Below are 24,980 nucleotides of genomic sequence, written 5' to 3' on the forward strand. Positions count from 1 at the left end.
GTATGTCTGCTTGTTTGTTGACCTATTTAACCGTGAAATCATTGGGTTTAGTAGCGGTCCGAAAAAGACAGCAACGCTAGTTTACAAGGCAATTGCGAGCATCTCTGTCCGGTTGGATCGTATCCAAATGTTTCATACTGACCGTGGTAAAGAATTCGATAACACACTTATTTCTCAATCCTTACAAACCTTTGGAATCAAACGTTCATTAAGCAAGAAGGGCTGCCCTTACGATAACGCGGTTGCCGAAGCTACATTCAAGATTTTCAAAACGGAATTTGCTAACCATGCTCATTTCCTGAGCTCTGAACAGCTAGCTCTGGAGCTCAGCGATTATGTTTACTGGTTCAACCACCACCGAATTCATGGTACTTTGGGGTATCTCACTCCCATTGAAGCTAGAAAGATGCCCTCATAAATATTGTCCAGTTTTCTGTTGACAATCCAATTGAAATACGTACAGTGATGTTACTGGCATTAGGATACGTAGTCACATCTCATACGGATGTGTGGATTGAAATTAACTTGAGCATCGGAATAAGGAACCTCACCAACCGTCACATCTCATACGGATGTGTGGATTGAAATGAAACTCCATTTCTATAAAAATCTGGGCCAAAATGTCACATCTCATACGGATGTGTGGATTGAAATCACAATCCACCAATTACGACGGCAAGGTTCGTAAGGTCACATCTCATACGGATGTGTGGATTGAAATCTTGGTGATTCCTTCGACTTCACCGGCAAGAATGTCACATCTCATACGGATGTGTGGATTGAAATGCGTGTGGCTCATTTTATTCAGCAGCAGATCCCGGTCACATCTCATACGGATGTGTGGATTGAAATAAAAACGGATCTGATCAATGCGATCAGCTCAACCGTCACATCTCATACGGATGTGTGGATTGAAATACCATCATCCCGCCTTTACTAATCCCCATTTAAGTCACATCTCATACGGATGTGTGGATTGAAATCTGTTTGGCGGGAAGGATGAGCGGAGCCAAGATGTCACATCCCATACGGATGTGTGGATTGAAATGATTTGCTGAGTCCGGCCGCAATGGAGCTCGCGCGTCACATCCCATACGGATGTGTGGATTGAAATTACGTGCAGGAGGATTTGCACTTACCCTGCCAAGTCACATCCCATACGGATGTGTGGATTGAAATCAGCTGCAGATGTTACGGATACTGTAATTACATTGTCACATCCCATACGGATGTGTGGATTGAAATCTCCAGCTAAGTATGCTTATCTGGTAGGAACCCTGGTCACATCCCATACGGATGTGTGGATTGAAATTTGGTTGAAAGCCAGAACACGGCATGGAAACGCAAGTCACATCCCATACGGATGTGTGGATTGAAATGTTAATGTGCATACATCATCATAAATCGGAACATCGTCACATCCCATACGGATGTGTGGATTGAAATAATCAGGGAGGGACAGAGCTTGGAGATGGATATGTCACATCCCATACGGATGTGTGGATTGAAATGGGATCGATGGCGAGGTCGTGGAAAATGACTGAGGTCACATCCCATACGGATGTGTGGATTGAAATATTGGTGAGAAAGCAAAAGACTCATGGGCATATTGTCACATCCTATACCACGGCGAAATCACGAAGCAAATAGTATAACAAGAAAGGTAAAGAAAGGGTTACGATAAAAAAACGAGCTTTGGAACGCAAAAAACGTTGAGTTAAAGGTCAGACGACCTTTAGTAGCATTATTAGTAGTTCCTCAAGCGAAAATAGACTTTCCTGGAAAATATACAAGGCGATTTCAATTCTTTGGCCGCTTTAGGGTTTGGTTGGTTAGAATTTTTTTGCAAATGATTAAGATCTCATTATAGAGAGTAATGTTTTTGGTAAATACCATTGTTTTTTACCGGAAAATAAAGATGCTTACAGGGAAAAAGAGGAATTTGCCCGGACATTTATAAAAGAGCTAAGGCCAAATCTTTGATTAATTTCGCAGGATGAATTTCTAGTAACCATGTAGTGACCACACCGTCGACTTCCTCTACATTATTGCAATCGTCGATAGAGAGGCCTTGCTCCTGTTTGCAAGCGGCTCCGATGAATGAAGCACAATAGACAGGATCATCTCGGAAGTAGTGGGGATGAATCCTGTTTTTTTGTGATGGATGGACTGAAAATGAATGGAATATGATGATTATTGAAGTGCTTGCTAATGATTATCGCTAGCTCTAGTCCTTATGGAGCAAGGTTTTAAAAGATGTAAGCCAAAGATTATATCATGTAATCGCTTCCTGTATTACAATAAAATGAGCAGAGAACCGCACTCAGCAGGAGGGCTGCGAGGAAGCCAAGCAGTGAAAATTGTCATGAGGAGTTGTGAAGAGGATGAAAAAATTCGAGCTTGCGGTAATTCCAGGTGATGGTATAGGTAAGGAGGTTGTGCCGGCTGCGCTGGAAGTGCTTGACACTTTGGCTGAAGTACACGGAGGCATTTCTTTTACTTATACAAGCTTCCCTTGGAGCTGCGATTATTATATGGAGCATGGTCAGATGATTCCGGATGATGGTTTGCAAACGTTACAGGGCTTCGAGGCGATCTTCCTTGGAGCGGTGGGTGATCCGACACGTGTGCCTGACCATATATCACTGTGGGGACTCTTGATCAAAATTCGCCGTGAATTTGAGCAGGTCATTAATATACGCCCGGCCAAATACTTCCGCGGATTGGAGTCTCCGTTACTTAAACCTAATGAGTTTGACCTACTGGTTGTAAGAGAAAACAGTGAGGGTGAATATAGTGAAATCGGCGGGCGCATCCATAAAGGAGAAGATGAGCTGGCCATCCAAAGCGCAGTTTTCTCCAGAAAAGGAACCGAAAGAGCGATGCGCTATGCGTTTGAGCTGGCACAAAAGCGCAGAGGGCATGTAACCAGCGCCACGAAATCGAACGGAATCGTACATACGATGCCTTTTTGGGACGGTGTTTTTAAAGAGGTAAGTCGTGATTATCCGGATGTGCAAACAACATCGACTCATATTGATGCGCTTGCGGCATTTTTTGTAACCAAGCCTCATGTATTTGATGTCGTTGTAGCCAGCAATTTGTTTGGGGATATCCTGACCGACATTGGCGCCGCGATTATGGGAAGCATCGGGATTGCCCCTGCCGCGAATATTAACCTCAACGGCAAGTATCCGTCGATGTTCGAGCCTGTCCATGGTTCAGCACCGGATATTCAGGGTCAAAATTTGGCGAATCCGATTGGGCAGATTTGGACAGCGAAGCTGATGCTGGAGCACCTTGGGGAGCACGAGATGGCGGATAAGCTGTTGAAAGTGGTAGAGGATGTAACCGACTCCGGTATCAAAACCCGTGATATCGGCGGGACTTCAACAACGACAGAGGTCACATCCGAAATATGTAAACGGCTCAAGCAATAAGTCGCTATGTAGAACTGTCAATAGGGGAGGCTGCAGAAATGAGGAGCATTTTCGTTATTGGGGACAGCATTTCGATTCAATACGGTCCTTATTTAAAAGAGCAATTGGAGGGCGATTTGGGTTATGACCGCAAGCGAGGCGACGCTCAAGCGATGATCGATCTGGATCAGCCGCTTGGCGCTAACGGCGGAGATAGCAGTATGGTATTGGCGTATTTGGAATCGTTAGAAGCCTTGGGTACGAAGTATGACATTCTGCTCTTGAACTGCGGACTTCACGACATCAAAACTGATCTTGTAACCGGTAGTAAGCAGATTTCACTCGAGCAATATCGCCACAATATATCCGAAATTGTGGATAAGGCACGCAAGATGTCGAATTCCTTCGTCTGGATTCGGACAACCGATGTCATTGATCATATCCACAATGCGAGATCCCGAAATTTCCATCGTTTTCATTCGGATGTTCTGGACTATAATGCTGCTGCGGATGCGATTATGCAGGAGCACGGGATCACCATCCTTGATTTGTACGGTTTCAGCCGCAAGTTTGGCGAAGCAGCATTCTGTGATCACGTGCATTATACAGATGAGGTTCGGAAGCTGCAGGCAGCCTTTATTACCGGTTATTTACATGCCAAATTTGCAGATGCTTAACAAAAATTTTAGGAGGAACAGACATGGTAAACACTTATCACGATTTATCTTATTTGCATTTGGACAGCTCCCTTACCCAGGCACAAAGTAATGTCAGCACTGCGGAATTGGAGGCAGCGGCGAATTCTACCGTACTGAATGTGGAAGGTATCACCTCTCCATTAATCATAGAGTCCATGGAACTGTTGTTTAATAACGGCTTATACTTCCTGCGCACAAGGTCGAAGGATGGCTCAGAAGGCGTAGCTGTGGCAAGTGAACGTGCAGCTTACCTGTACCCTTTGCTCAAGCAGCTGATCATCCCTTACTTTATAGGTAAGGATGCCAGAGATTTGGAAAAGCTCCTGGACGGCGTATATGTTTATCAAAGCAATTATAAGCTGTCTGGACTTGCTTTGTGGTGCTGCATTTCATGGGTGGAAGCGAGTCTGCTGGATATGATGGGCCGAATAGTAGGCAAGCCTATCGGGGATTTGCTTGGAGGCGTCCTTCGCAATGAGATTCCTATTTATGTAGCAAGCGGTAACAGGGGTACAACGCCTGAAGAGGAAATTGAAGTGCTGCAGCAGAAGGTCGCGGAAACTGGAGCAAGAGCAGTTAAATTCAAGGTAGGCGGCCGGATGAGCAAGAATGCCGATTCCATTCAAGGACGCTCTGAATCGCTGATTTATTTAACACGCAAAACGTTCGGAGACGATTTCACCATACATGCTGATGGTAATGGTTCCTATGATCCTCCAGTCGCAATCGAATACGGTAAAATACTGGAAGAAATTGGTGCTTTCTTTTATGAAGAGCCTTGTCCTTTTGAGCATCTTGAAGATACCAAGGAGGTCGCAGACGCGCTGCATATTCCTCTGGCCTTCGGTGAACAGGAAACAAGTATAAGACGGTTCCGCTGGATTATCGATAATGATGCCGCACAGGTCGTACAGCCGGATTTACAGTATAACGGGGGATTTATTAGAAATACACGTGTTGCTAGAATGGCAGCTTTAAAGGGCATACCAGTTACACCTCACATTAGCGGTGGGTATGGGTACATTTATATGCTGCATTTTGCTTCGTACATTCCGAACATAGGGAAGTTTCAGGAAGATAAAGCGGGAGTCAAAGTGACTGATTATTTATTCACGCCGCACATGGAAGTGAAAGACGGTGTTTTTCGAGCACCTACAGCTCCCGGTCTTGGTATGGATGTTCAAGTCGTTGATAAAGTACTTCGTAAAGCGCTTGTCGTTTAAAAGAAACCTTCAAGAAGCTCGTGCTTGACACGAACTTCACTTGCACCTCTTATGATAGGCATTGGGCAACCCCCGAGTGGGTAACCAATACTAGCATAGGAGGTTTTTTTATCTATTACTTGCTGTACATCGTGATTTCTTATGATTATCGAGAGAATTGCTGATGATTGTTTCGGTATGCAAAAGCTTGCTGCAGTGCTGTTTGCAGGTATTAGAGCAAATGGCTTTGTATTGATTGTATCCAGTTATGGAGTTCCGATGCTATGCTCAGACCAACAAAGAAAAGGATGTGTATACTGGTCTGATTCGCAAGGAGGACATATGGACAATGATCGGTTTATGGAACGTTCACCACCTGCCAAGAGTGAAATGAGCCTGTACCCACATACGAATATAATGGAGGATAAGACATGTCAGAGAACGTAACCCATACAGCGGTTGTAGAAGATTGCTTTAATATGATGTTTGCAGCGGAACACATTTGTAAAGCCTTCAAAGAAGCAGGTCGCGACCATATCCAGTTTTCACAATTCGGCAGTGTAACCCGTTCTGGAGATAAATTTACAGTCGCGCTGTTGGATAAATATCGGACGAATTGGGATGCAAGGAAGGATGAGGACAATTTAGGCTACAAGCTGGCTTTTGTACTGGGCTGGTTGTGCCATCGTGCTGCCGACCGCCAGATGAAGGTCGTATTTCGTGAAGCCGAGCCTGAATCCAGACAGTTTCCTACGGACTGCAGCATCTATCATGATGCATTTATTTTCCACAGATTATATGAAAATAATAACAATACGCCATTTCCGTATCAAAAGGCACATTTTGAGACCAACATGGAGAGCCTGAGGGGCTCGGGAGTCATTAATGTCCATGCAGCAGCAAATACGTTCCGCTTTATTTGGCAGCGCCAGCTTCTTGAACTGCAGACGTTTGTCCCGGATACTGAACATATCGATAGTTGGTTTGATAAGCTGCATGCCAAGCACCAGGAGCAAACGATTCATCTGGATCGTTATGCAGAAGCCGTATTGACCCCGGACCCGGATAAAGTCAAACGATTTATCGAGGATACGAACTTTTATAATGAAGAGGATGCTATTATTCAGCTAACTCAAGCGCTTCGTCAAGGCGCAAAACCTTCTCAGGAAGAACTGACAGCGGCTTTTGCAGCAGAGCCCACCAGCCATTATGCTCACGCTGTGAAAATGGGGTATGGTTATTTACAAAGCGCAAGCGCTTACTTCACGGGAGAGATCGATCAGGACACCTTAAAGGATCAATTGGATGTAGGCAAAAAAGGGAGAGACGGTCAATCGGTTTAACCATAATTAAGAGGGGGTTATCATATGTCTATTCAATGGAAATCGAAGTCTATGCTCGTACTTGCCGGAAGCCTGCTTGTTACTACCGCATTAGCCGGCTGCAGCAGTCCAAGTCCCGCAGCAACAGACAGCAAGCCAAAAGGAACTACACCTGCAGGTGATGAAAAGCCGTTCACCATCTCGATGATGAATTTATCTGTTCTATCGGAGCCACCCAAGGATAGCGATCCAATCATTTCCGCTGTCAAAAAACTGACCAATACCGATTTACAAATTCAATGGGTCCCTAACGGTACTTACGACGAGAAGGTCAATGCCACAATAGCATCCGGTCAGCTGCCAATGGTTTTGCTTGTCAGTACACCGATGCCGTCAAATATAAAAAATGCGATGAGAACCGGACAATTTTGGGAAATCGGACCGCTGCTTAAGGATTTTCCGAATTTGGAAAAAGCATTGAATCCGCAGGTTCTGAAAAGCTCGGCTGTCGGTGGGAAATATTATGGGATTAATCGCGCCCGTTCGCTCGTTGGTGATGGGATGATTTATCGTACAGATTGGCTCAATAAGCTCAGTATGAAGCCTCCGACTACATTGGATGAAATGTATGAAGTTATCAAAGCCTTCGCGACTAAGGACCCGGATGGCAATGGCAAAAATGATACGATCGGACTCGCCGAAGAGAAAAGTATTCGTGGCTTCAAATTTATTCTCGCAGCAGCTGGCGGCGGCAACGTGTGGGAAATCAAGGACAACAAAGTCGTACCGGCCCATGAAAGCAAAGCTTTCGTAGATGCGATGAACTGGTACAAAAGGTTGTATCAGGAAAAGCTGATCAATCAGGATTTTGCGATCACCGAACGGGTACAAAATATTGATAACGGCAATAAAGGCCTCTTCGGCTTCCGTATGGGAGACAATGATTTCATTTCTCGCCATTCAGAGCTGTTCAAGATCAATCCGACAGCTGAGTTGGATACGGCAAGCCTTCTCAAAGGGGTAAATGGCACCAAGCTGCTGATGGACACCGGGATGTCGGGCAGTTTCGTCATTCCGAAGCAATCCGTCAAAACTGAAGCCGAGGTTAGGAAAATTCTTCAATACTTTGACAAGCTCTCTACCAAAGAAGGACAAAACATTTTCGAATGGGGAATTGAAGGCGTTCATTACTCTGTAAAGGACGGCAAAGCGGATCGCACGCCTGAGCAAGCCGCCAAATATGCAGCGGAAGTGATCCAGATGCAGCAGGCCATGCAGATTTCCGATGGTTCCCTGGCTATGGAAGGTACACTGGATAAATATACAGCCAAATTTAAAGCAGCGAAAAAAGAGGCTGCAGCCGTTTCGAATATTTTTGTAGTGAACCCTGCTGCTGCCTACAGCTCTGCTACGTACGATCAGAAACGTACCCAACTGGATAAAATTATAAATGATGCCCGTGTTAAATATATAATGGGTGAGCTTGATGAGAAGGGATGGCAGGCAGCGCTTGAAAGCTGGCAGAAGGCAGGCGGCGACAAGGTACTTGAAGAGCTGAATAAAGAATACCAGGCTGATCCTGACAAAGGAAAATAGGTCTGTTCAGATATCGTGTCCTTTTAGAAAGGCGGTAGATGCATTGAAAGCACAAGCGGCAAACCTTCATAAATCAACGGCTGCTTCAATGGGAGCAGTACTGAAAAAACGATTGTTGAGAAATCGGTGGATGTATTACATGCTGGCACCGGGCATTCTGTATTTTCTCATTTTTAAATATGCACCGATGTGGGGCGTACTGATTGCCTTTCAGGATTACTCGCCCTTTACCGGATTTTGGGATAGCCCATGGATAGGCTTTCAGCATTTCCAAACCTTCTTTAGTGAGCCTGAGTTTGGGCTGCTGTTCAGGAATACATTGATCCTAGCTATCTATAATATGGTGTTTTTCTTTCCACTACCGATTATTATTGCGTTATTGCTCAACGAAGTGCGTAAGGAAGTGTACAAACGTACGATCCAAAGCTTGATTTATATTCCGCATTTTATCTCATGGGTCGTCGTCGTAGGTCTTGCTTATATTTTGTTTACGACCGAAGGCGGTATTGTCAATGAGCTGGTTGCCCAATATGGCGGTGAAAAAATTAATTTCCTGCTCAATAAAGATTGGTTTCGGATCATGATCGTCGGTGAAATGATCTGGAAGGAAACGGGATGGGGCACGATCCTATTCCTGGCCGCCCTGGCAGGCGTAGACCCTCAGCTGTATGAAGCGGCCCGGATGGATGGAGCTGGGCGCTGGAAGCAAATGATTCATGTGACGCTGCCCGCCATCAAAAGCACTATTGTGGTACTGCTGATTTTGCGGCTCGGCCATTTTATGGATCTCGGTTTTGAGCAGATTTTTCTGATGCTAAATCCGATGAATCGGGAGATTGGGGAAGTCTTCGATACGTATGTGTACGAACGAGGCATCCAGCAGGGTGACTTCAGCTACTCCACAGCCGTCAACTTGTTTAAATCGACGATTGGTATCGTTCTGGTCGTATTGGCGAATACGTTTGCCAAAAAAATAGGGGAGGAAGGCATCTACTAATTAAAGCCCTCAACCTGCAGACAAGGAGCAATCATATGATCAAGGAATCGCTGGGCAGCAGACTGTTCGACCTTTTTAACTACAGCTTTTTGGGGTTATTCGGTTTAGCGACGGTACTCCCGTTTATTTATGTGGTGGCGGGCTCCTTCACATCTCCCCAGGAGTTTATTACCCGGAAGCTGGTGTTGTTTCCTCATGAGTTTTCACTGGAAGGGTACAAATATATTTTCTCCACGGACGTGCTGCTTACAAGCCTTGGGGTCACGATTTTTATAACGATCGCGGGAACGGCCATCAACCTGCTGTTTACATGTCTGATGGCTTATCCGTTAGCACGCAAGGATCTGGATGGACGCAAAATCATTATGCTGGGCGTGGTCTTCTCGATGCTGTTCAGCGGGGGGATGATCCCGACCTTTCTGGTCGTCAAATCGGTAGGTATGCTCAACACGTATTGGTCCCTGCTGCTGCCTGGAGCGATCAGCGCTTTTAATCTGATCGTCCTGAAAAACTTCTTCCAGCAGCTGCCAGAGGGGCTTGAGGAATCAGCGAAAATTGATGGCTGCAACGACCTGCGGATATTATGGCAAATCGTGCTTCCGCTGTCACTCCCGGCGATCGCCACCTTTTCACTCTTTTATGCGGTCAATCATTGGAATGCCTTTTTCCATGCGGTGTTGTACATCAATGACAGCTATAAGTGGCCGATTCAGGTGTGGCTGCGTCAAATCGTCATTCTTTCATCAGGCGGCTTGGGGGATTCTGCGACCTTCGATTCCAACTATGTGGTGCCACCTGGACAAATCATTAAAATGTCTGTCATCGTCATCTCCACCTTGCCCATCTTGTGTGTATATCCCTTCCTGCAAAAGCATTTCGCCAAAGGAGCATTAATTGGTTCGGTAAAGGGATGACAGCCGGTTAATCGGTAAACCAATAAAACTCAATCATGGAGGCTGGAATATGTCAGAGAACGTAATCAACACTGCGTTGGTAGAGGATTGCTTTCATATTATGTTTGCTTCAGACAAGATTTGCGAGGTTTTTAAGGAAGTGGGCCGTGACCATCTCAATTTTGCGCAATTTGGCAGCATAACGAGCTCTGGAGATCAGTTTGCAGTATCATTGTTGAACAAGTACCGCGACAACTGGGAGTCTCATAAGCAGGTTCCGGTCGAAATCGGATTCAGGTCTGCGCCAGCAGTGCCCAAGTCGCAAGCTGAATCCATCCTTGCGTTCGTTCTCGGCTGGCTGTGTCACCGGGCTGCTGAGCTTCAGCTGAAGACCGGATCGGCTGAATCAAGTCTTTATCAGGATGCCTTTATTTTTCACAGATTGTACGTAAACAATAACAATACCCCGGTTCCTTACAGAACCGCGTTATATGAGAAAAATATGGAAACCCTTCCTGTCTCAGTTTCCATCAGCAGTAAGGATTTGGAAGAATGGTTTCACTCGCTGCAGCAGCGTTTTTTCATCGAAATGCATACCTTTGTTCCGGACGTTGACGATATTGAGGGCTGGTTCGACAGACTGGATGCCAAGCTTAGGGAACGAGCCGTTCATATGGATCTGTATGCAGAGATCGTGCTGAATCCTGATCCGGTCAAAGTTAAGCAGTATGTGTCCGACACCGATTTCTATGAGGATGAAGATGCAATTATTCAATTAGCCCAATCGCTGCGCAAGGGGGCACAGCCTTCCCAGGCAGAGATCGAAGTAGCTTATGAAGCTGTGCCTACAAGTGACTACGGCAGAGCTTTGAAGCAAGGCTTTGGCAATCTGTTATACGCCAGCGATTTTTTCACCGGGAGTATGGATCTGAACAGACTGAATACTCTTTTGGCTGTATAACAACGGAAACACCAAACTTGCAGACCGGGACGGCGCCATTGCCGATCCGGTCTAATTGCCTATCGATACGGGTATACGGAACAACCACTGAGCCATCTCAAATGTTATCTAATGATAATCAACTGTCTCTCTAATGATTATTTGGTTAAGAATAAGCTCAAAATCAGACTTTTTGTAAGCGCATCCAAATTAGCTTTCTGCTGATTGTTTCTGGTTACTGTCCGTAATGATATGCTTGCATTACAAGTTAGCTTCATATTTCCATACGTCTTTTTTTCGGCAGCCATTCTGAACAACTCTTATAGTATAATGAGAAAGCACACAGCCTGATCTTGGTTTGTTCTGATGACAGATTTTGAAGCTGTATAAATAGGTGGTGGTAGCTCATGTTCAGATTCAACACATATTTGACCAAAATGATTGTTTTTACAATTGGAGTCAGTACGCTTCCCATCATTATGCTCGGCCTATTTTTTTACATGAAGACATCCGAGACGATTCAGGATAAGGTGAATGCAGGTAACGTGCTGATTTTGGAGCAAACGCGTCTGCGTGTAGAACAAATACTCACTGTACTCGATTTACAAATTGAAAGGCTTTCTGACAGCAGCTACGTCACGGAAGCATTGGATACCGGTATTGTTCCGTCACAGTTTATATTGGTTCAAAATCTGCTTAGCTCCATGTCTCGTGTTCAAACCTTCGACGTGGGTGTGCAGGACATTCACCTGATTAATTTAAAGCAGGGGTGGATATTAAATAGCGGGGGACTGAACCCGGTGGCTGCTCTAGAATCCACATTATCACGTTATCTTCATATCAATAGGGACAAATTCTGGATTGCTGAGAACGGGAGCTTGCTCAGACCAGGCAATAGTGAGAACAACACAACGATTAAACTGATCAAAAAAATTCCCGCATTTTCAGAAGACCCTGATGGATTGTTTATTGCTGAAATCCCCGGCAAGCAGCTTCGCAGCTACTTGTCTGCTCATAATACGCTGGGAGAGGTTATGATATTGGATGAATCCTATCGTATTCTGGCCTCCCAGAATGACAACAAGCTGCTGGACCCGCAAATGCTGGATACGTTGATAGCCAAGCTGCACCAATCTAATGAAGCTTCGGGGTTATACGAAACCAACTATGGCAAGAAGCAGGTTGGAGTCGCTTTTCAACGATCCTCCTTCAACGGGTGGATATATATTTCAGTCATACCCATTGAATTGATCCGCCTTGAATCCAGGAAAACGGGTTGGATCATACTTGCCACCTGTGTCATCATGCTGCTGTTGGCGGTTGTTATTTCTCTTGCCGGTTCACAGCGTATGTATGCCCCCGTGCAGCGCCTATACCAATCCCTGTTTACCAACCAGGACAAGGAACGCAAACGGATTGACGAATTTCATATGATCAATGAAGGCTTCATAAGGATGCGCAACGTTCAGGTGCAGATGGCCGATCAAATCAAGAACCATATGAGGCAGCTCGAAGAATATTATGTACTGAAGCTCGTAAGAGGGGACATCAAGCCTTCGGAAATGAACGAAAAGCTGGGGCAGCTAGGTGCCAACTCCAACAAATGGAAGCGTATGGGTGTCCTGACCATCAAAATTGATACGCTGAAGGGCACTCGGTACAGTGAAAGTGACAGCGAACTGCTGCTTTTTGCCATAAGTAATATGGTAGGCGAATTGATACCGGCTCATAATCGTCTGATGCCTATAGTTGTCCAGTCCTCTCAGGTTACGCTTATTTTTGACGATCCCAAATCTACAGAGGAATTCAGAACCTATATGTATGCCATGGCCAAAAAGGTTCAGGACGAGGTTGGAAATTATTTGTCACTGCGGATCAGTATTGGAATCAGCCGATCGTATGCTGGACTTCATGACGCTAATCGGGCTTATAAGGAAGCCATGGATGCATTGAAATACCGGGTTTTGTTTGGACAGCAGACGATTCTTCATATTGATGACGTCCAACCCGCCCAGAATGTAACTACCGAATATCCTAAAGAACTGGAAAGACAAATCTTTGATGCGATCAAGATGGCAGAGAGGGAAAAAATCCAATGTCTGCTGGATTCCTTTTTTGAGGAAATATCCGGGCAGTATCATAACTATAATGACTATCAAATTGCCGTCACGCGTTTTTTTGTCAATCTGATCAGGCTTTTACAGGAAAGTGGAGTATCGCATTTGGAGCTGCTTGGAGGCGACCCGCCCCTCATGGAGCAGCTGCATGCGCTCTCATCGGTTGAAGATGCACGCAATTGGTTCAAATCACAAATTATCGAGCCCGTAGTAAGTGTGTACGAGGATCAACGCAGGACCAAATACCAAACCATCTCCCAGGAAGTGGTACAGATGATTCATGACCGATATGATACCGACATCAGCCTGGAAGCCTGCTCCAATATGCTTAATTACCATCCAAGCTACATCAGCAAGGTGCTCAGGCAAGAGCTTGGGATCAGCTTTAGCGACTATTTGATGCAGTATCGGTTGAATAAGGCGAAGGAAATGCTGGAAGATACGGAAATGAAAATTTCTGAAATTGCCGAAAAGCTGAGATACAACAATTCACAGAACTTTATTCGCTCGTTCCGTAAGCTTGCTGGCATGACGCCTGGCACTTATCGGGCAGAGTTTATTGAACGACAGTATCGGGCTAGAAAATTTTAAGACATTCAAATGTAAATAAACAACCCGCTTACCTGGCTTGCCTTGGGAATGCGGGTTGTTTAATGTCCGCACCTATATCTCCTTATATGCTGAATTTAACTTTATGTTTATAGCTTTGAAATATGATGAAATACAATGCCCTGATTATTGTTGTAACCGTTGGACTCCGATATGCTTGTATTTCCATATGGTATTCTTAAATATGAAGTATAAGGAGTAATGTGACTAATGAGGAAATCTAAACAGCTGTTGGCATTGATCATGGCATTCGTATTATTGGTATCCGTGTTTCCCTTTACAGCTTCGGCAGCAACCGACCTCCCACCCATGATTAGCGTCAAGAGTGATTGGCAGGGAACGATTATGGGGGATGTGGGTGGACAGGACAAGATTGTTGTTAACAATTTCGGCATTACGGAAGACAATGGCATAGTGACAATGAAAAGCACGGGTGATAGAGGGAAAATTCAAGGCTCGGACAGTGGAGCAATTGAAGGGATTGCCTATTATTATAAGGGAATTCCTGCTAATACAAATTTTGAACTAACGGCTAAGGTCAATGTAGACAAATGGACGGCTAACGGTCAGGTAGCCTTTGGTATTATGCTGCGGAGCAATATACTGACGAATACCCACCAAGCCGCCTACACCGGAGATTATATAGCACTTGGCGCCTGGGAACAGAAAATGGAGGCCTTTTATAAGCAGGGGGCCGTCAAAATTCCTACGAAAATACAGTTTGACAAATCAATCGCACCCGCTGCAGGCAATGTATATGATCTGAGCCTGAAAAGGTCTGGGAACGCTTACTTATTGAAAATTGGCAATCAGACGCAAGTTATTGATGATTTCACCGGAACTATCGCTTATGCCGGTTTATTTACAGCGAGGAATACGACAGTTACCTATAGTAACGTAAAGTTAACTACAGACACCAGAACACCAAGCTCCTTGAAGCTGAATACGACATCCTTCAAAAATGATTATTTTGTTGGCGATAACATGGATCTAGCCGATTTACAGGTAACAGCTGTGTATGCGGACCAGCATGAAGAAACGCTGACGACCAACGACTATATGGTAACAGGCTTTAATAACAACAAGACTGGAGCCCAAACCGTTACGATCCATTTTAATGGTAAAACAGCAACGGTCAACGTGAACGTCAAACCGCTCGTTGTTACCGCTTTGGAGCTGCAATATTTGCCAGCCAAAATGGTTTATTATCTTGGAGACCTGTATGACCCTCAGGGATTATCGGTGATCGGAGAATACAATAATGGAGCAAGTAAAGAAGAGCTGTCCAGCACCCAATTCACCACCTCGATAGCTGGAGCAACCGTGAGTGGATCTACGTATAAGCTGGATTCGGCAGGAAGCAAAACCGTTACGATCCGCTCCAGTGTGACTACAGCTACATATACGACATTTGATGTGATCGTTAAACCTGCGCTGATTACCGGTTTGGAAATCAGACAAAATCCACAAAAAACAGTCTACTACATAGGTGAATCCTTCGTTGCTGATGGGATGACTGTATATGCAACCTATAGCGACAATTCAGTAGTCAAGCTGATGCGCAATGAATATACTTTGTCTGCATTGGACAGCACAAGTGCAGGACCCAAGCAGGTGTGGCTCACCCATAAGACGGCTCAACCAATACCGATCAACGTGACCGTCAAGCAAAAGGAGCTTGTTGGAATTCAAGTCACCCAATATCCAAAAACAACGTATACGGTAGGTCAGAATTTTGACAAAACAGGCTTGGTCGTATCCTCCGTTTTTGATAATACCTACAAAGAAACGTTAGCTGCGAGCCAATACACGGTAGATGCATCTGCTTTTAACTCTGCAGCGGCAGGAAGCTATGACATCCGAATCGTACCGGTGAATACGGGGATAGCACCGATCATTCTTCCCACAACGGTCAGAGCGGTGACTGAATACCCATGGAAATCGACCGAATTCGGACAATCTTCATCTGCTGCAAATAATAAGGTAACGGTCAAGGAAGACGGAACCATTCAGCTCGTCGCGCTTGAAGGCGGCGGTAAAGTAACCGGAGATCATGATGGTATTACGTATTATTATACGGAGCTGGATGCCAACCAGGACAATTTCAGCTTATCTGCTGATGTGAAGGTTGTGGCGTATGCCAAAGAACCGTATGATGGTCAAGAATCGTTCGGCATTATGGCCAGAGACGTTATTGGAACGCCTGGTGATTCCAGCGTCTTTGCTTCCAACATTGCAGCCATAGGTGGTTACAGTGGAGGCACAACCAAAGCGAACGGAACCCAATTATTCGTAAGAACCGGGGTTACCTCACCGGATGGGGCTGGCAGCTTGGGCGTTCAAAACACGATGCTCAAAGCAGAAAGACCGTCAGTCAGCAATACGTATCCTGCGGCAGACTACAAGCTGACACTTGCCAAAACAAACAGCGGGTTTACAGGCAAATTAAACGCTGGGAATGAGGAAATATTTTTCGTACCGGACATTTTAAAGGCACAGGACCCTAATAAAATGTACGTAGGCTTTTACGCAGCTCGTCTGGCAACGATAGAAGTCAGCAATAAGCAATTAACGGTTACTGCGGCTCAAACAGATGCACCCAAGGTGGAAGCCCCCAAGGCTGCCGTAACCCCATCGTTGGATGTGGTATCGTTAACGAGAACCTCCAAGACAGCTTATGCGCTGGGGATAAAAGCGAATGTGAAGGGTACGATCACAGTTAAGCAGGGGCAGTCTGTCATCACATTGGATCAGGCCATCTCGGCCGACAAGGTTTTGACAGTCAATACGACGCTTAATGCCAACAGTTCTACCGGATTCAGTATCGCATTTATACCTGATGATACGCAGCTGCTGACCTCTTACAATAAAATGGTTAAAAACTTCACGGTTGAGATGAAAACTTATGCCGATGACGGGGATATTTATGTATCGCCCACTGGAACGAGCAAAGGTACAGGTACTCCTAACAGCCCGCTTGATCTGGATACCGCAATTGATTTTGTTAAAGCCGGACAAAAAATCATCGTGCAAGACGGTCGATATATACGTTCCACCAAGCTCGATATCAAAAAGGGCAATGATGGAGCAGCAGACGCCAAGAAATATCTGGTTGCGGCTGCGGGTGCAAGACCGATTATTGATTTTGACAAAAAATCTGAAGGTGTTGTGCTGAGCGGCAATTACTGGCAGGTTCAAGGCATCGACTTTACCCGCACAGCAGGCAATACGAAAGGCTTTACCGTAGGCGGTAATTATAACCTGGTTGACAACTGCAAATTTTATGATAACGGTGATACCGGACTGCAAATCAGCAGTACAGACGGCTCCAGTGACAAGACCACTTGGCCTTCCTACAATTTGATTCTCAATAGTGAATCGTATGATAATATCGATCCTTCCAATAATAATGCCGATGGTTTTGCGGCCAAGCTGACAGCAGGTGTCGGGAATGTGTTTAGAGGGGATATCGCTCATAATAACATTGATGACGGTTGGGACTTGTATACGAAAGCAGGCTCGGGTGCTATCGGTGCTGTCATTATCGAAGACAGTATCGCCTACAATAATGGCACTTTAACGAATGGTACGGTAGGTGCCGGAGACAAAAATGGCTTTAAGCTCGGCGGTGAAGGGATTCACGTTCCCCATATCATTCAGAACAGTTTGGCTTTTGGCAATGGCGCTTATGGCTTCGCCAGTAATAGCAATCCGGGTGTTCGGGCTGAGGGCGGTAACATCGCTTATAACAATGCCAAGGGCAACATGAATTTTACAACCTATAGTGGCATAACCACGGATTTCCGAATCAATGGATTTATGTCCTATCAAAAAGGGATAACGGCCAAAGACAGCTATCCAGCCAATCTGGCTTCGGACAGCAACTATATGTTTAACGGCTCGGTATCCGCGAATAAATCGGGCACAGCTCTTTCAGATGCCAACTTTGTCAGCCTACAGCCATCCTTGCCTTACCAGAGAAATGCCGATGGTACCATCATTCGAGGCGACTTTTTGAAATTTAAGCTGCTGGCTCCAACAGGTCTTATCGCTGTATCAGGAAAAACGGAGGCAACACTTACCTGGAATCGTGCGGCGAACGCAACATCCTATACGATTAAACGCAGTATGGATAACGTAACCTTTGTGCAGATGGGTACCACTACGGAGCTGACCTATGTGGACTCGGGCTTGCTCCCAGGGAAAAATTACTATTATACGGTGTCTGCTGTCAATGATACGCAAAGCGCCAGCTCTGCTTCAGTAGCTGTTTATACAATTCCCGGTAATTCACGCTCCTCTTCAACGGGTGGCTCTGGGGGTGGAGCGGGATCGGACAGCAGCTCTGCTGCTGCACAAACCATTGTGAATGGTAGTGAGATTCGTGTGACTCCGCAGCAAGTAACCGTTAATGGAAAAGCGGCTGCTCAGGTCACAATCGATTCGGTTGTATGGGGCAAAGCCATAGATGCCCTAACCTCCAGTAATCCCAAAGTGACGGTTGAAGTCACAGGCTCGGAGCTTGTCAAGATCGTGCAAGTCACAGCCTCGTCAATCGCTGCCGCTGTCTCCAAGGCACCTGATGCGTTTTTGTCGATCAAGGCGAGCGGCATTACTTATGATCTTCCCTTAAAGGTGCTGGATATTAACGGATTGGCACTTTCACTGGGTGTGGATGTTAAAGATCTAAAGCTGAACATTTCCGTGGAAAAAGTGAGCGGAGCAGTGGCAGACGCTATTGCAGCTTATTCAACCAAGAATAGTATGACTTCATTGGCTGGTGCTGTGGACTTTACAATTACGGCTGAGGCTAACGGCAAGACGGCAACGGTAAGTGATTTTGGTACCGTGTATGTATCAAGGTCGTTCGAGATATCAAATTCTGTGGATACGAAAAAAGCAACAGGTGTTCTGTATAACCCGGTTACGGGCACGATGACGTTCGTACCTACGTTGTTTACAAGCAATGGAAGCAGCTTTATGGCAACGATCAAACGACCTGGCAATAGCATCTATACGGTGGTTCAGGCCAATAAAACCTTTGCCGATCTGAATGGTCATTGGGCACAGGCAGATATCGAGCTGCTTGCTTCCAAGCTGTTGATTAAGGGTACAACTGATACGACCTTTGTTCCGCAAAAATCCATCACACGCGCTGAATTCGCAGCACTGCTGGTGCGAGCGGCAGGTCTGAACGAAGAGCAGGCAGCGTTAGCAGAACAAGCTGCAGCCAAATTCTCCGATGTCCAAGCAACCGATTGGTATGCAGGTGCAGTAGGAGCCGCTTCGAAAGCAGGTCTTGTTGATGGATTGGAGAATGGAAGCTTTCAGCCTAATGCGACGATTACCCGCGAGCAAATGGCTGTGATGATTGCACGTGCGATCCAACTGTCAGGCAAGAAGTACGATACGGATGCCAAAAAGCTTGCAGCATTCGATGATAGTCTTACCATATCTGCCTGGGCCAAGGACGCAGCTGCAGGAGCGCTGAATGCCGGTATTGTGAATGGGACAACAGTACGGACATTTGCGCCTGACAGCAAAGCTACCCGAGCTGAAGCGGCAGTTATGCTGAAGCGTTTCCTGTTATTTGCCGAATTCATGAATGAATAGCCAAGGGATGAACGATGTGCGGATTTCCTGAGCCCATCAAGTTGAATATTGAAAAGCCTGCTCGTGCCACATTTTGGTGGCTTGAGCAGGCTTATATTTCGTATCATCTTCACAAAGTGGATGTCCGAACCTTAACACGGTTGCGTCCTTCACGTTTGGCTGCGTATAAGGCATCATCTGCCTCTCGAATAAGTTGATTTAGCGGGGTATTAAGTAGAAGCGCAGCTAACCCAAAGCTGGCTGTCAGCGGGATATGGGCTCCATCATACTGTACAGGCGATTCTTCAATGGTTGAACGCAGAGCTTCGGCAAGCTCTAGAGCCGCAGATTTTGTGGTCCGCGGCAGCCACAGGATAAATTCTTCCCCGCCGTAACGGCCAAATAAATCACTCGTCCGGAGCTGCCTCTGACATACTTTCACTACGTGCTGTAGGGCAATATCCCCTGCTTCATGGCCATAACTATCGTTCACATGTTTGAAGTGGTCAATATCGAACAAGAGGAGCGCAGCTGGCTCTTGCTGCCAATTTATCTGCTGCAGCTGTTGTTCGCAAGCGTGGATGAATTGAGATCGGTTATATATTCCCGTTAAACCATCAATGGCGGCCAGCTTTTGCAATCTTTGCATCAGTTGAATGCGTTCGGTGATATCGATCAGGGATACAATAACACCCACATGATGTTCAGCAGTATTTTCCGGAATTGGAGAAATACGAACCTGGTAGTGAACGATCAGGCCGCCAATATGGACTTCTGTATCGTATTCGTTAATAAGCCGGGATGGTTCTGCTGTCATTTGTTTAATGGATAATCCGGGAATCAAGCCATCCGCTGAGGTGCCAATGATGGCAGGTGTCAATAAGGGAATGACCTTGACAGCAGCCTGATTATAGCGGACAATGCGTCCTTCTTCGTCCAGCACCAGAATACCGTCGCGCATGCTCTCAAACACAGCTTGAATCGCTATCGGTGTGAGTGAAAACATCCGGAATGAGAAGATGGCAATCCCCATGAGTAAACAGGTCAAGCTCATGGATGCTGGTGTTACATCGATGCCGTAGGGAACGATATCGGTATAATACAGCGATGCACTTAATAACGGTATCGTGAAGGTAATCGCCATAGCGGCAATCTGCTTCCTGAAAATGAGCGAAGCTCTTTTCCACTGCAGAAACAGGATTATGATACATATCACAAAACAGGTACACGAATAGGCGGCATCGAAGAAAAACCAAGGTCCCAATTGGACGTCACTGACGGGAAAAGGGCCATGTGTATATAACTCTATCGAACTGAAATACAATCCATGCATATCATTGCTAAGCTGAAGGATCACGGTTAAGGATGGAATGACAAATAAAGCCCACAGCCAAGATCTTTTCAACAGTCTGCCCATATGTGCGTATTCAATCGTGATGAGTAGACACAAAGGCAGTAGGAACGGAACAAACAAATATTCCAGCTTGATCCAGTTAATCATTTGGTGAAGGGAGTCACTAGCCAGCTCGCCAGCATATGTAAAGGCATACAGTGAGCAAAATCCGCATAACAGCAAATAAGCTCGTGAGAGCGGAGTTCTACTAATTTTTTTGATGATATAGAGAGTGAGCAGCAGATTGAGTACAGCCGAAAAAATCGTAATTGTGATATAACCTGTTGCTGCTGATGTCATGCCTGCTGGGTTCCTCCTCACATGCATTAAACTTTCTTATAATTGTAAAGTATGGCTTACATTAACCATACTACATAATGTAACAGGTTGTCATCGGCGAATATTTCCCATGTCGTCATACTTTCACCATGTTCGTTCCAGCTAAAATAAGCGATGATAGACCCACAAGATAAGCATCATGAACTTGAAGCATACGGAGGACAGAGGAGGCATTAGCAATGGATCATAAAATCATCGCACACGGTAATAATCACTACGAGGTCGAGCTGGGACATGGGAATCTGCATGTTTATGCGAACCCGGAAATTTTCCAATCGTTCGAATCAAGAGTCTACGAAATGGCTGATAATAATTTGAGAATTCCAAGAAACGTCTATATGGGCTATACGCCTGACGCGCATGTGGGTGTTGGAACCTGCATCGGAACGACGGCAGTGTGGAATATGAAGGATGGTATCGTATCTCCATCGATTGTTGGAGTCGATATCGGCTGCGGCATGCGGGTGCATACAACGTCACTGCATCGCAGCGATATTCAGGATAAAGCGGTTCGTAGAGCGCTGATCACCGCTATTGAGAAGTATGTACCAACGAACGAAAGAACCAATTCGCATTATGCTGATATCGATATCATGAATGTAGTACAGTATGGCTTGAAGGGATTGCCTGCATCCTATGTACCTAATGAGCGCTGGTTAACGCATGTGGAGGAGTCTGCTTTTCAGTACGATCATGCTTTCCTCGAACATCTGCCACCCAAAATTCGTAAAAACGCCCAAGGTCAATTAGGGTCACTTGGCAGCGGGAATCATTTTATTGAAATTCAGTATCTGGAATTGAATGAAGAGCATCAGGAGCTTGCAGCGAAGTGGGGACTGTTTGATGGGCAGGTCGTGGTCATGATCCATTCCGGTTCCCGTGCATGGGGCGCTATGGTTGGGCGCGAGTATAACAAAGTGCTCAAGGAGTCCATGCGTCTATGGGGTGTGAGCAATCCTGATCCCAACCTGATCTACGCACCTATTGCGAGCCAGGAGGGACAAACCTATCTGAACTTAATGTATTCTTCATTGAACTTTGCTGTCAGCAACAGGCATATGATTGCGTTCGGGGTACAGGAGGCTTTCAGGGAGGTATTCGGCTCTGGTATGGAGACTCCGGTGCTGTATGATCTGATGCATAACTATGCGCTTAAAGAATTTCATCGCGGTCAGCCTATGCTCGTTCACCGGAAAGGGGCAACACGGGCGCTGCCACCCAAGCACTTTCTGAACACGCCAGCCTACAAAGAAACAGGTCATCCGGCCTTGATTCCAGGCTCAATGGGAACCTCGTCTTATATTATGGTTGGCAGAGAGGAAGGTTTGAAAAATTTTTATTCGATCTGCCACGGCGCGGGGAGAACCCGATCACGGAGAGCTACCAAGGAAATGGTCACCGTGGATCAATTTGAGCAATCCTTAAAGGTCGGTTCTGAGGATGAGGTTATGGTGAACCATCGTTCCTTGGAGACGATTCTGGACGAATGTCCGCAAGCCTATAAGGATGTGGATCAAATCATTGATAGTGTCGTGGGTGCGTCACTCGCAGATGTGGTGGCCAAATGCAAGCCTATGGCTGCGATTAAAGGAATTTGAGAATGCTTCAGAAGTCATGTATCAGTCAACAAGAGTGGGTTACCCCCTAAAAGTCTGCTTAGTCTCCAACTGGGAGCTTAAGCAGGCTTTTTCTGCCGAGATGAGACGCTAACGAGGTGGACACACTCAGAGCTCTAAACCGGTTCCCTGCTTGAATCGCTTGATTACAACCTGTGTAGTCACGCTGACCACACCCTCAAGTGTATAAATATGCTGGAACAAAAAATGCTCAAGAGCTGCATCGTCCTTCAATAAGGCATGCATATGCAGGGTGCTGGGACCGGTCATTTGATAAATGCTGATCACATTGGGATCGGCGCTGAGGGAATCTCCGACCTGCTGGACGAAGCGGGGCTCCACCTCGACTTCAAAGAAGGCGCTGACGACTTTACCGAGCTTGGTGGCGTTCAGCCGGATCGTAAAATTTTCAATAATTTCGTTCTCGATCAACGATTCTACACGTTTTTGAATGGCTACCCGAGACAGATTCAGCAGCTCGCCGATTTTGGCATAGGACATGCGTCCATTTTCATGCAGCAGCTTGATAATATCCTGATCGGTTTGATCCAGATGCGGCAATTCCAATTCGAAACCCTCCTTCAAGACAATTAAAATTTACATAATTTTATTTTAGCATAGAAAAATCGATAAGTTAACTTGATTTTGGTCTTAAATTGATAAAATGTTAATCATATTAAGGTATTACTTCCATAATAGCAACTAAATTGTGAATATTGATTTACAAGTGGTGTTGACGAAATGTGGATGTCTGCATATAATCATGTTAATAAACGTAACATGATTTCAAATATTATTATTTACGTAAAGTATTATTACATGGAGGTGAGATTGGTTATGGCTGGCAAACTTATTTATAACGGAACGGTAATTACGATGAACAAGGATAATGAGGTGTTTAAACCGGGCTACGTGTATATGGAGCATGATGTCATTAAAGCGGTTGGGGAGTGGAAGCTGGACGGGAGTCTGGATCATTTGGTAGTTCAATCGACTTATGCTTACAATGCACAAGGGAAGGCGGTTATTCCGGGTATTGTGAATGCACATACACATTTGTTTCAAACCTTTATGCGAGGGGTTTCCGATCATTTGCCACTTTCGAGATGGCTTCGTGAAATTATTTGGCCTTTGAGTCTGGCGATGGAACCTGAGGACTTTTATTTAGCGGCATTAATTGGCTGCATGGAAAATTTGAAATCAGGTGCGACTTATATCATGGATCATCATTATATTCATACCTCTCCAGATAATGAGGCAGGTGTATTGCGGGCGATGGTGGATTCGGGGATTCGCGGGCATTTGGCGCGCGGTGGTTCGGATATGACGCATGAGCAGCGCTTGCGTGAGACGGAGGAGCAAATCTTCACACGAACGGACCAATTGCTGGAGCGTTGGGATGGCGCTGCCTCTGGGCGTATAAGGATTGCGTTGGGGCCGCTTAATTTATACGGCTGCTCGCGTAGTTATCTGGAGCAGGCGGCCAAATTCAGCCGGGATCGCAAGCTGATCTCGCACGTGCATGTGGCAGAAACGAGTGAGCAGATTGACAATACGGTAGCCCGTTATGGTTTACGGAATCTGGAGCTGCTGAACGAGGTTGGCTTGCTTGGCGAGCAGACGCAGGTCGTCCATGGAGTATGGCTTGATGATGGCGAGCTGGAGATGATACGCACCGAAAAAGCTACGGTTGTGCATTGTCCGGTATCCAACATGTATCTGGCTTCGGGTGTAGCTCGGGTGCCGGAGATGCAGAGACTTGGAATTAATGTCGCCTTGGGTACGGATGGACCAGGGAGTAACAATTGCCAGGATAATCTGGAGGTGCTGAAGTTCACGGCATGTCTTCACAAAGTGAATCAGTTGGATGCGACATTGCTTCCCCCTATGGATGTACTTCGGATGGCAACGGTAAATGGGGCTAAAGCGATGGGCCGCAGTGATGATCTGGGGAGTCTGGAGCCAGGTAAAAAGGCAGATGTGGTCACGATTGATTTAATGAAGGCGCATATCAGTCCGGTTCATCGCGCAACTTCGGCCATTGTGTACAATGCTAATGGTAACGATGTTGATCTCGTGATGGTAGGGGGTCAGGTTGTTGTTGAAGGTGGATTGTGTGTGGGGATTGATGAGCAGGAGGTGCTGCTGCGAGCCCAGGTTAGAGTGGATGCGCTTCGCAGCAAACTGGCAGCGAGTTATCCGATTTTTTCGATGGTTGAATAAAAAGTTCAATACCATGAATTGACT

At 45.8% G+C, this 24,980-nt stretch carries 16 protein-coding genes and 1 CRISPR repeat array; of the genes, 14 read left to right on the forward strand and 2 right to left on the reverse strand.

Going from position 1 to position 24,980, the window contains the following annotated elements; translation table 11 throughout:
- The 12 genes from BK127_RS18655 to BK127_RS18710 form a co-directional block, all read left to right on the forward strand.
- Nucleotides 1-418: IS3 family transposase (locus BK127_RS18655; RefSeq protein WP_144026498.1), on the forward strand; the 418-nt coding region annotated here is incomplete at its 5' end.
- A 71-nt stretch (nt 419-489) separates the two neighbouring features.
- A CRISPR array of direct repeats spans nt 490-1,577; the repeat unit is 32 nt; unit sequence GTCACATCCCATACGGATGTGTGGATTGAAAT.
- Between the two features lie 807 nt (nt 1,578-2,384).
- Nucleotides 2,385-3,440 carry a tartrate dehydrogenase gene (locus tag BK127_RS18660; RefSeq protein WP_076233023.1) on the forward strand — a complete coding sequence of 352 codons (1,056 nt, stop codon included), beginning with the start codon at nt 2,385-2,387 and terminating at the stop codon, nt 3,438-3,440.
- Nucleotides 3,441-3,478: 38 nt separating this feature from the next.
- On the forward strand, nt 3,479-4,096 hold the full coding sequence (locus BK127_RS18665) for an SGNH/GDSL hydrolase family protein (protein WP_076233024.1): 618 nt from the start codon (nt 3,479-3,481) through the stop codon (nt 4,094-4,096).
- A gap of 23 nt (nt 4,097-4,119) precedes the next feature.
- Nucleotides 4,120-5,340, forward strand: a complete 1,221-nt coding sequence (locus tag BK127_RS18670; RefSeq protein WP_076233025.1) for a mandelate racemase/muconate lactonizing enzyme family protein — start codon at nt 4,120-4,122, stop codon at nt 5,338-5,340.
- A gap of 177 nt (nt 5,341-5,517) precedes the next feature.
- Nucleotides 5,518-5,766, forward strand: coding sequence for a hypothetical protein (locus BK127_RS43760; protein ID WP_179097531.1), 249 nt, complete (start codon nt 5,518-5,520; stop codon nt 5,764-5,766).
- A complete protein-coding gene (locus tag BK127_RS18680) occupies nt 5,751-6,662 on the forward strand; it encodes a hypothetical protein (RefSeq protein WP_076233027.1) in 912 nt (303 codons plus the stop codon). The genes BK127_RS43760 and BK127_RS18680 overlap by 16 nt, the downstream gene beginning before the upstream one ends.
- A gap of 24 nt (nt 6,663-6,686) precedes the next feature.
- Complete coding sequence (locus BK127_RS18685) at nt 6,687-8,237, forward strand: extracellular solute-binding protein (protein ID WP_083689403.1); 1,551 nt, start codon at nt 6,687-6,689, stop codon at nt 8,235-8,237.
- A gap of 88 nt (nt 8,238-8,325) precedes the next feature.
- A complete protein-coding gene (locus BK127_RS18690; RefSeq protein WP_076233216.1) occupies nt 8,326-9,234 on the forward strand; it encodes an ABC transporter permease in 909 nt (302 codons plus the stop codon).
- Nucleotides 9,235-9,269: 35 nt separating this feature from the next.
- Nucleotides 9,270-10,148, forward strand: a complete 879-nt coding sequence (locus tag BK127_RS18695; RefSeq protein ID WP_076233028.1) for a carbohydrate ABC transporter permease — start codon at nt 9,270-9,272, stop codon at nt 10,146-10,148.
- Between the two features lie 49 nt (nt 10,149-10,197).
- The gene (locus tag BK127_RS18700; protein ID WP_076233029.1) at nt 10,198-11,088 is read left to right on the forward strand and encodes a hypothetical protein; all 891 of its coding nucleotides are present in this window, start codon (nt 10,198-10,200) and stop codon (nt 11,086-11,088) included.
- Between the two features lie 386 nt (nt 11,089-11,474).
- Nucleotides 11,475-13,775, forward strand: coding sequence for a helix-turn-helix domain-containing protein (locus BK127_RS18705; protein ID WP_076233030.1), 2,301 nt, complete (start codon nt 11,475-11,477; stop codon nt 13,773-13,775).
- Between the two features lie 228 nt (nt 13,776-14,003).
- Nucleotides 14,004-19,406, forward strand: a complete 5,403-nt coding sequence (locus tag BK127_RS18710) for an S-layer homology domain-containing protein (RefSeq protein WP_076233031.1) — start codon at nt 14,004-14,006, stop codon at nt 19,404-19,406.
- A gap of 109 nt (nt 19,407-19,515) precedes the next feature.
- On the opposite strand, the gene BK127_RS18715 is transcribed toward BK127_RS18710, so the two are convergent.
- Complete coding sequence (locus tag BK127_RS18715; RefSeq protein ID WP_076233032.1) at nt 19,516-21,078, reverse strand: histidine kinase N-terminal 7TM domain-containing diguanylate cyclase; 1,563 nt, start codon at nt 21,076-21,078, stop codon at nt 19,516-19,518.
- A 218-nt stretch (nt 21,079-21,296) separates the two neighbouring features.
- Here BK127_RS18715 and BK127_RS18720 point away from each other — a divergent pair, with 218 nt between their 5' ends.
- On the forward strand, nt 21,297-22,715 hold the full coding sequence (locus BK127_RS18720; RefSeq protein WP_076233033.1) for an RtcB family protein: 1,419 nt from the start codon (nt 21,297-21,299) through the stop codon (nt 22,713-22,715).
- 126 nt (nt 22,716-22,841) lie between these two features.
- Here BK127_RS18720 and BK127_RS18725 read toward each other — a convergent pair whose 3' ends face one another.
- Nucleotides 22,842-23,300, reverse strand: coding sequence for an Lrp/AsnC family transcriptional regulator (locus tag BK127_RS18725; RefSeq protein WP_076233034.1), 459 nt, complete (start codon nt 23,298-23,300; stop codon nt 22,842-22,844).
- 270 nt (nt 23,301-23,570) lie between these two features.
- Here BK127_RS18725 and BK127_RS18730 point away from each other — a divergent pair, with 270 nt between their 5' ends.
- Nucleotides 23,571-24,956, forward strand: a complete 1,386-nt coding sequence (locus BK127_RS18730; RefSeq protein WP_076233217.1) for an amidohydrolase family protein — start codon at nt 23,571-23,573, stop codon at nt 24,954-24,956.
- Nucleotides 24,957-24,980 lie beyond the last annotated feature (24 nt).

The organism is Paenibacillus sp. FSL H7-0331 (assembly GCF_001956045.1).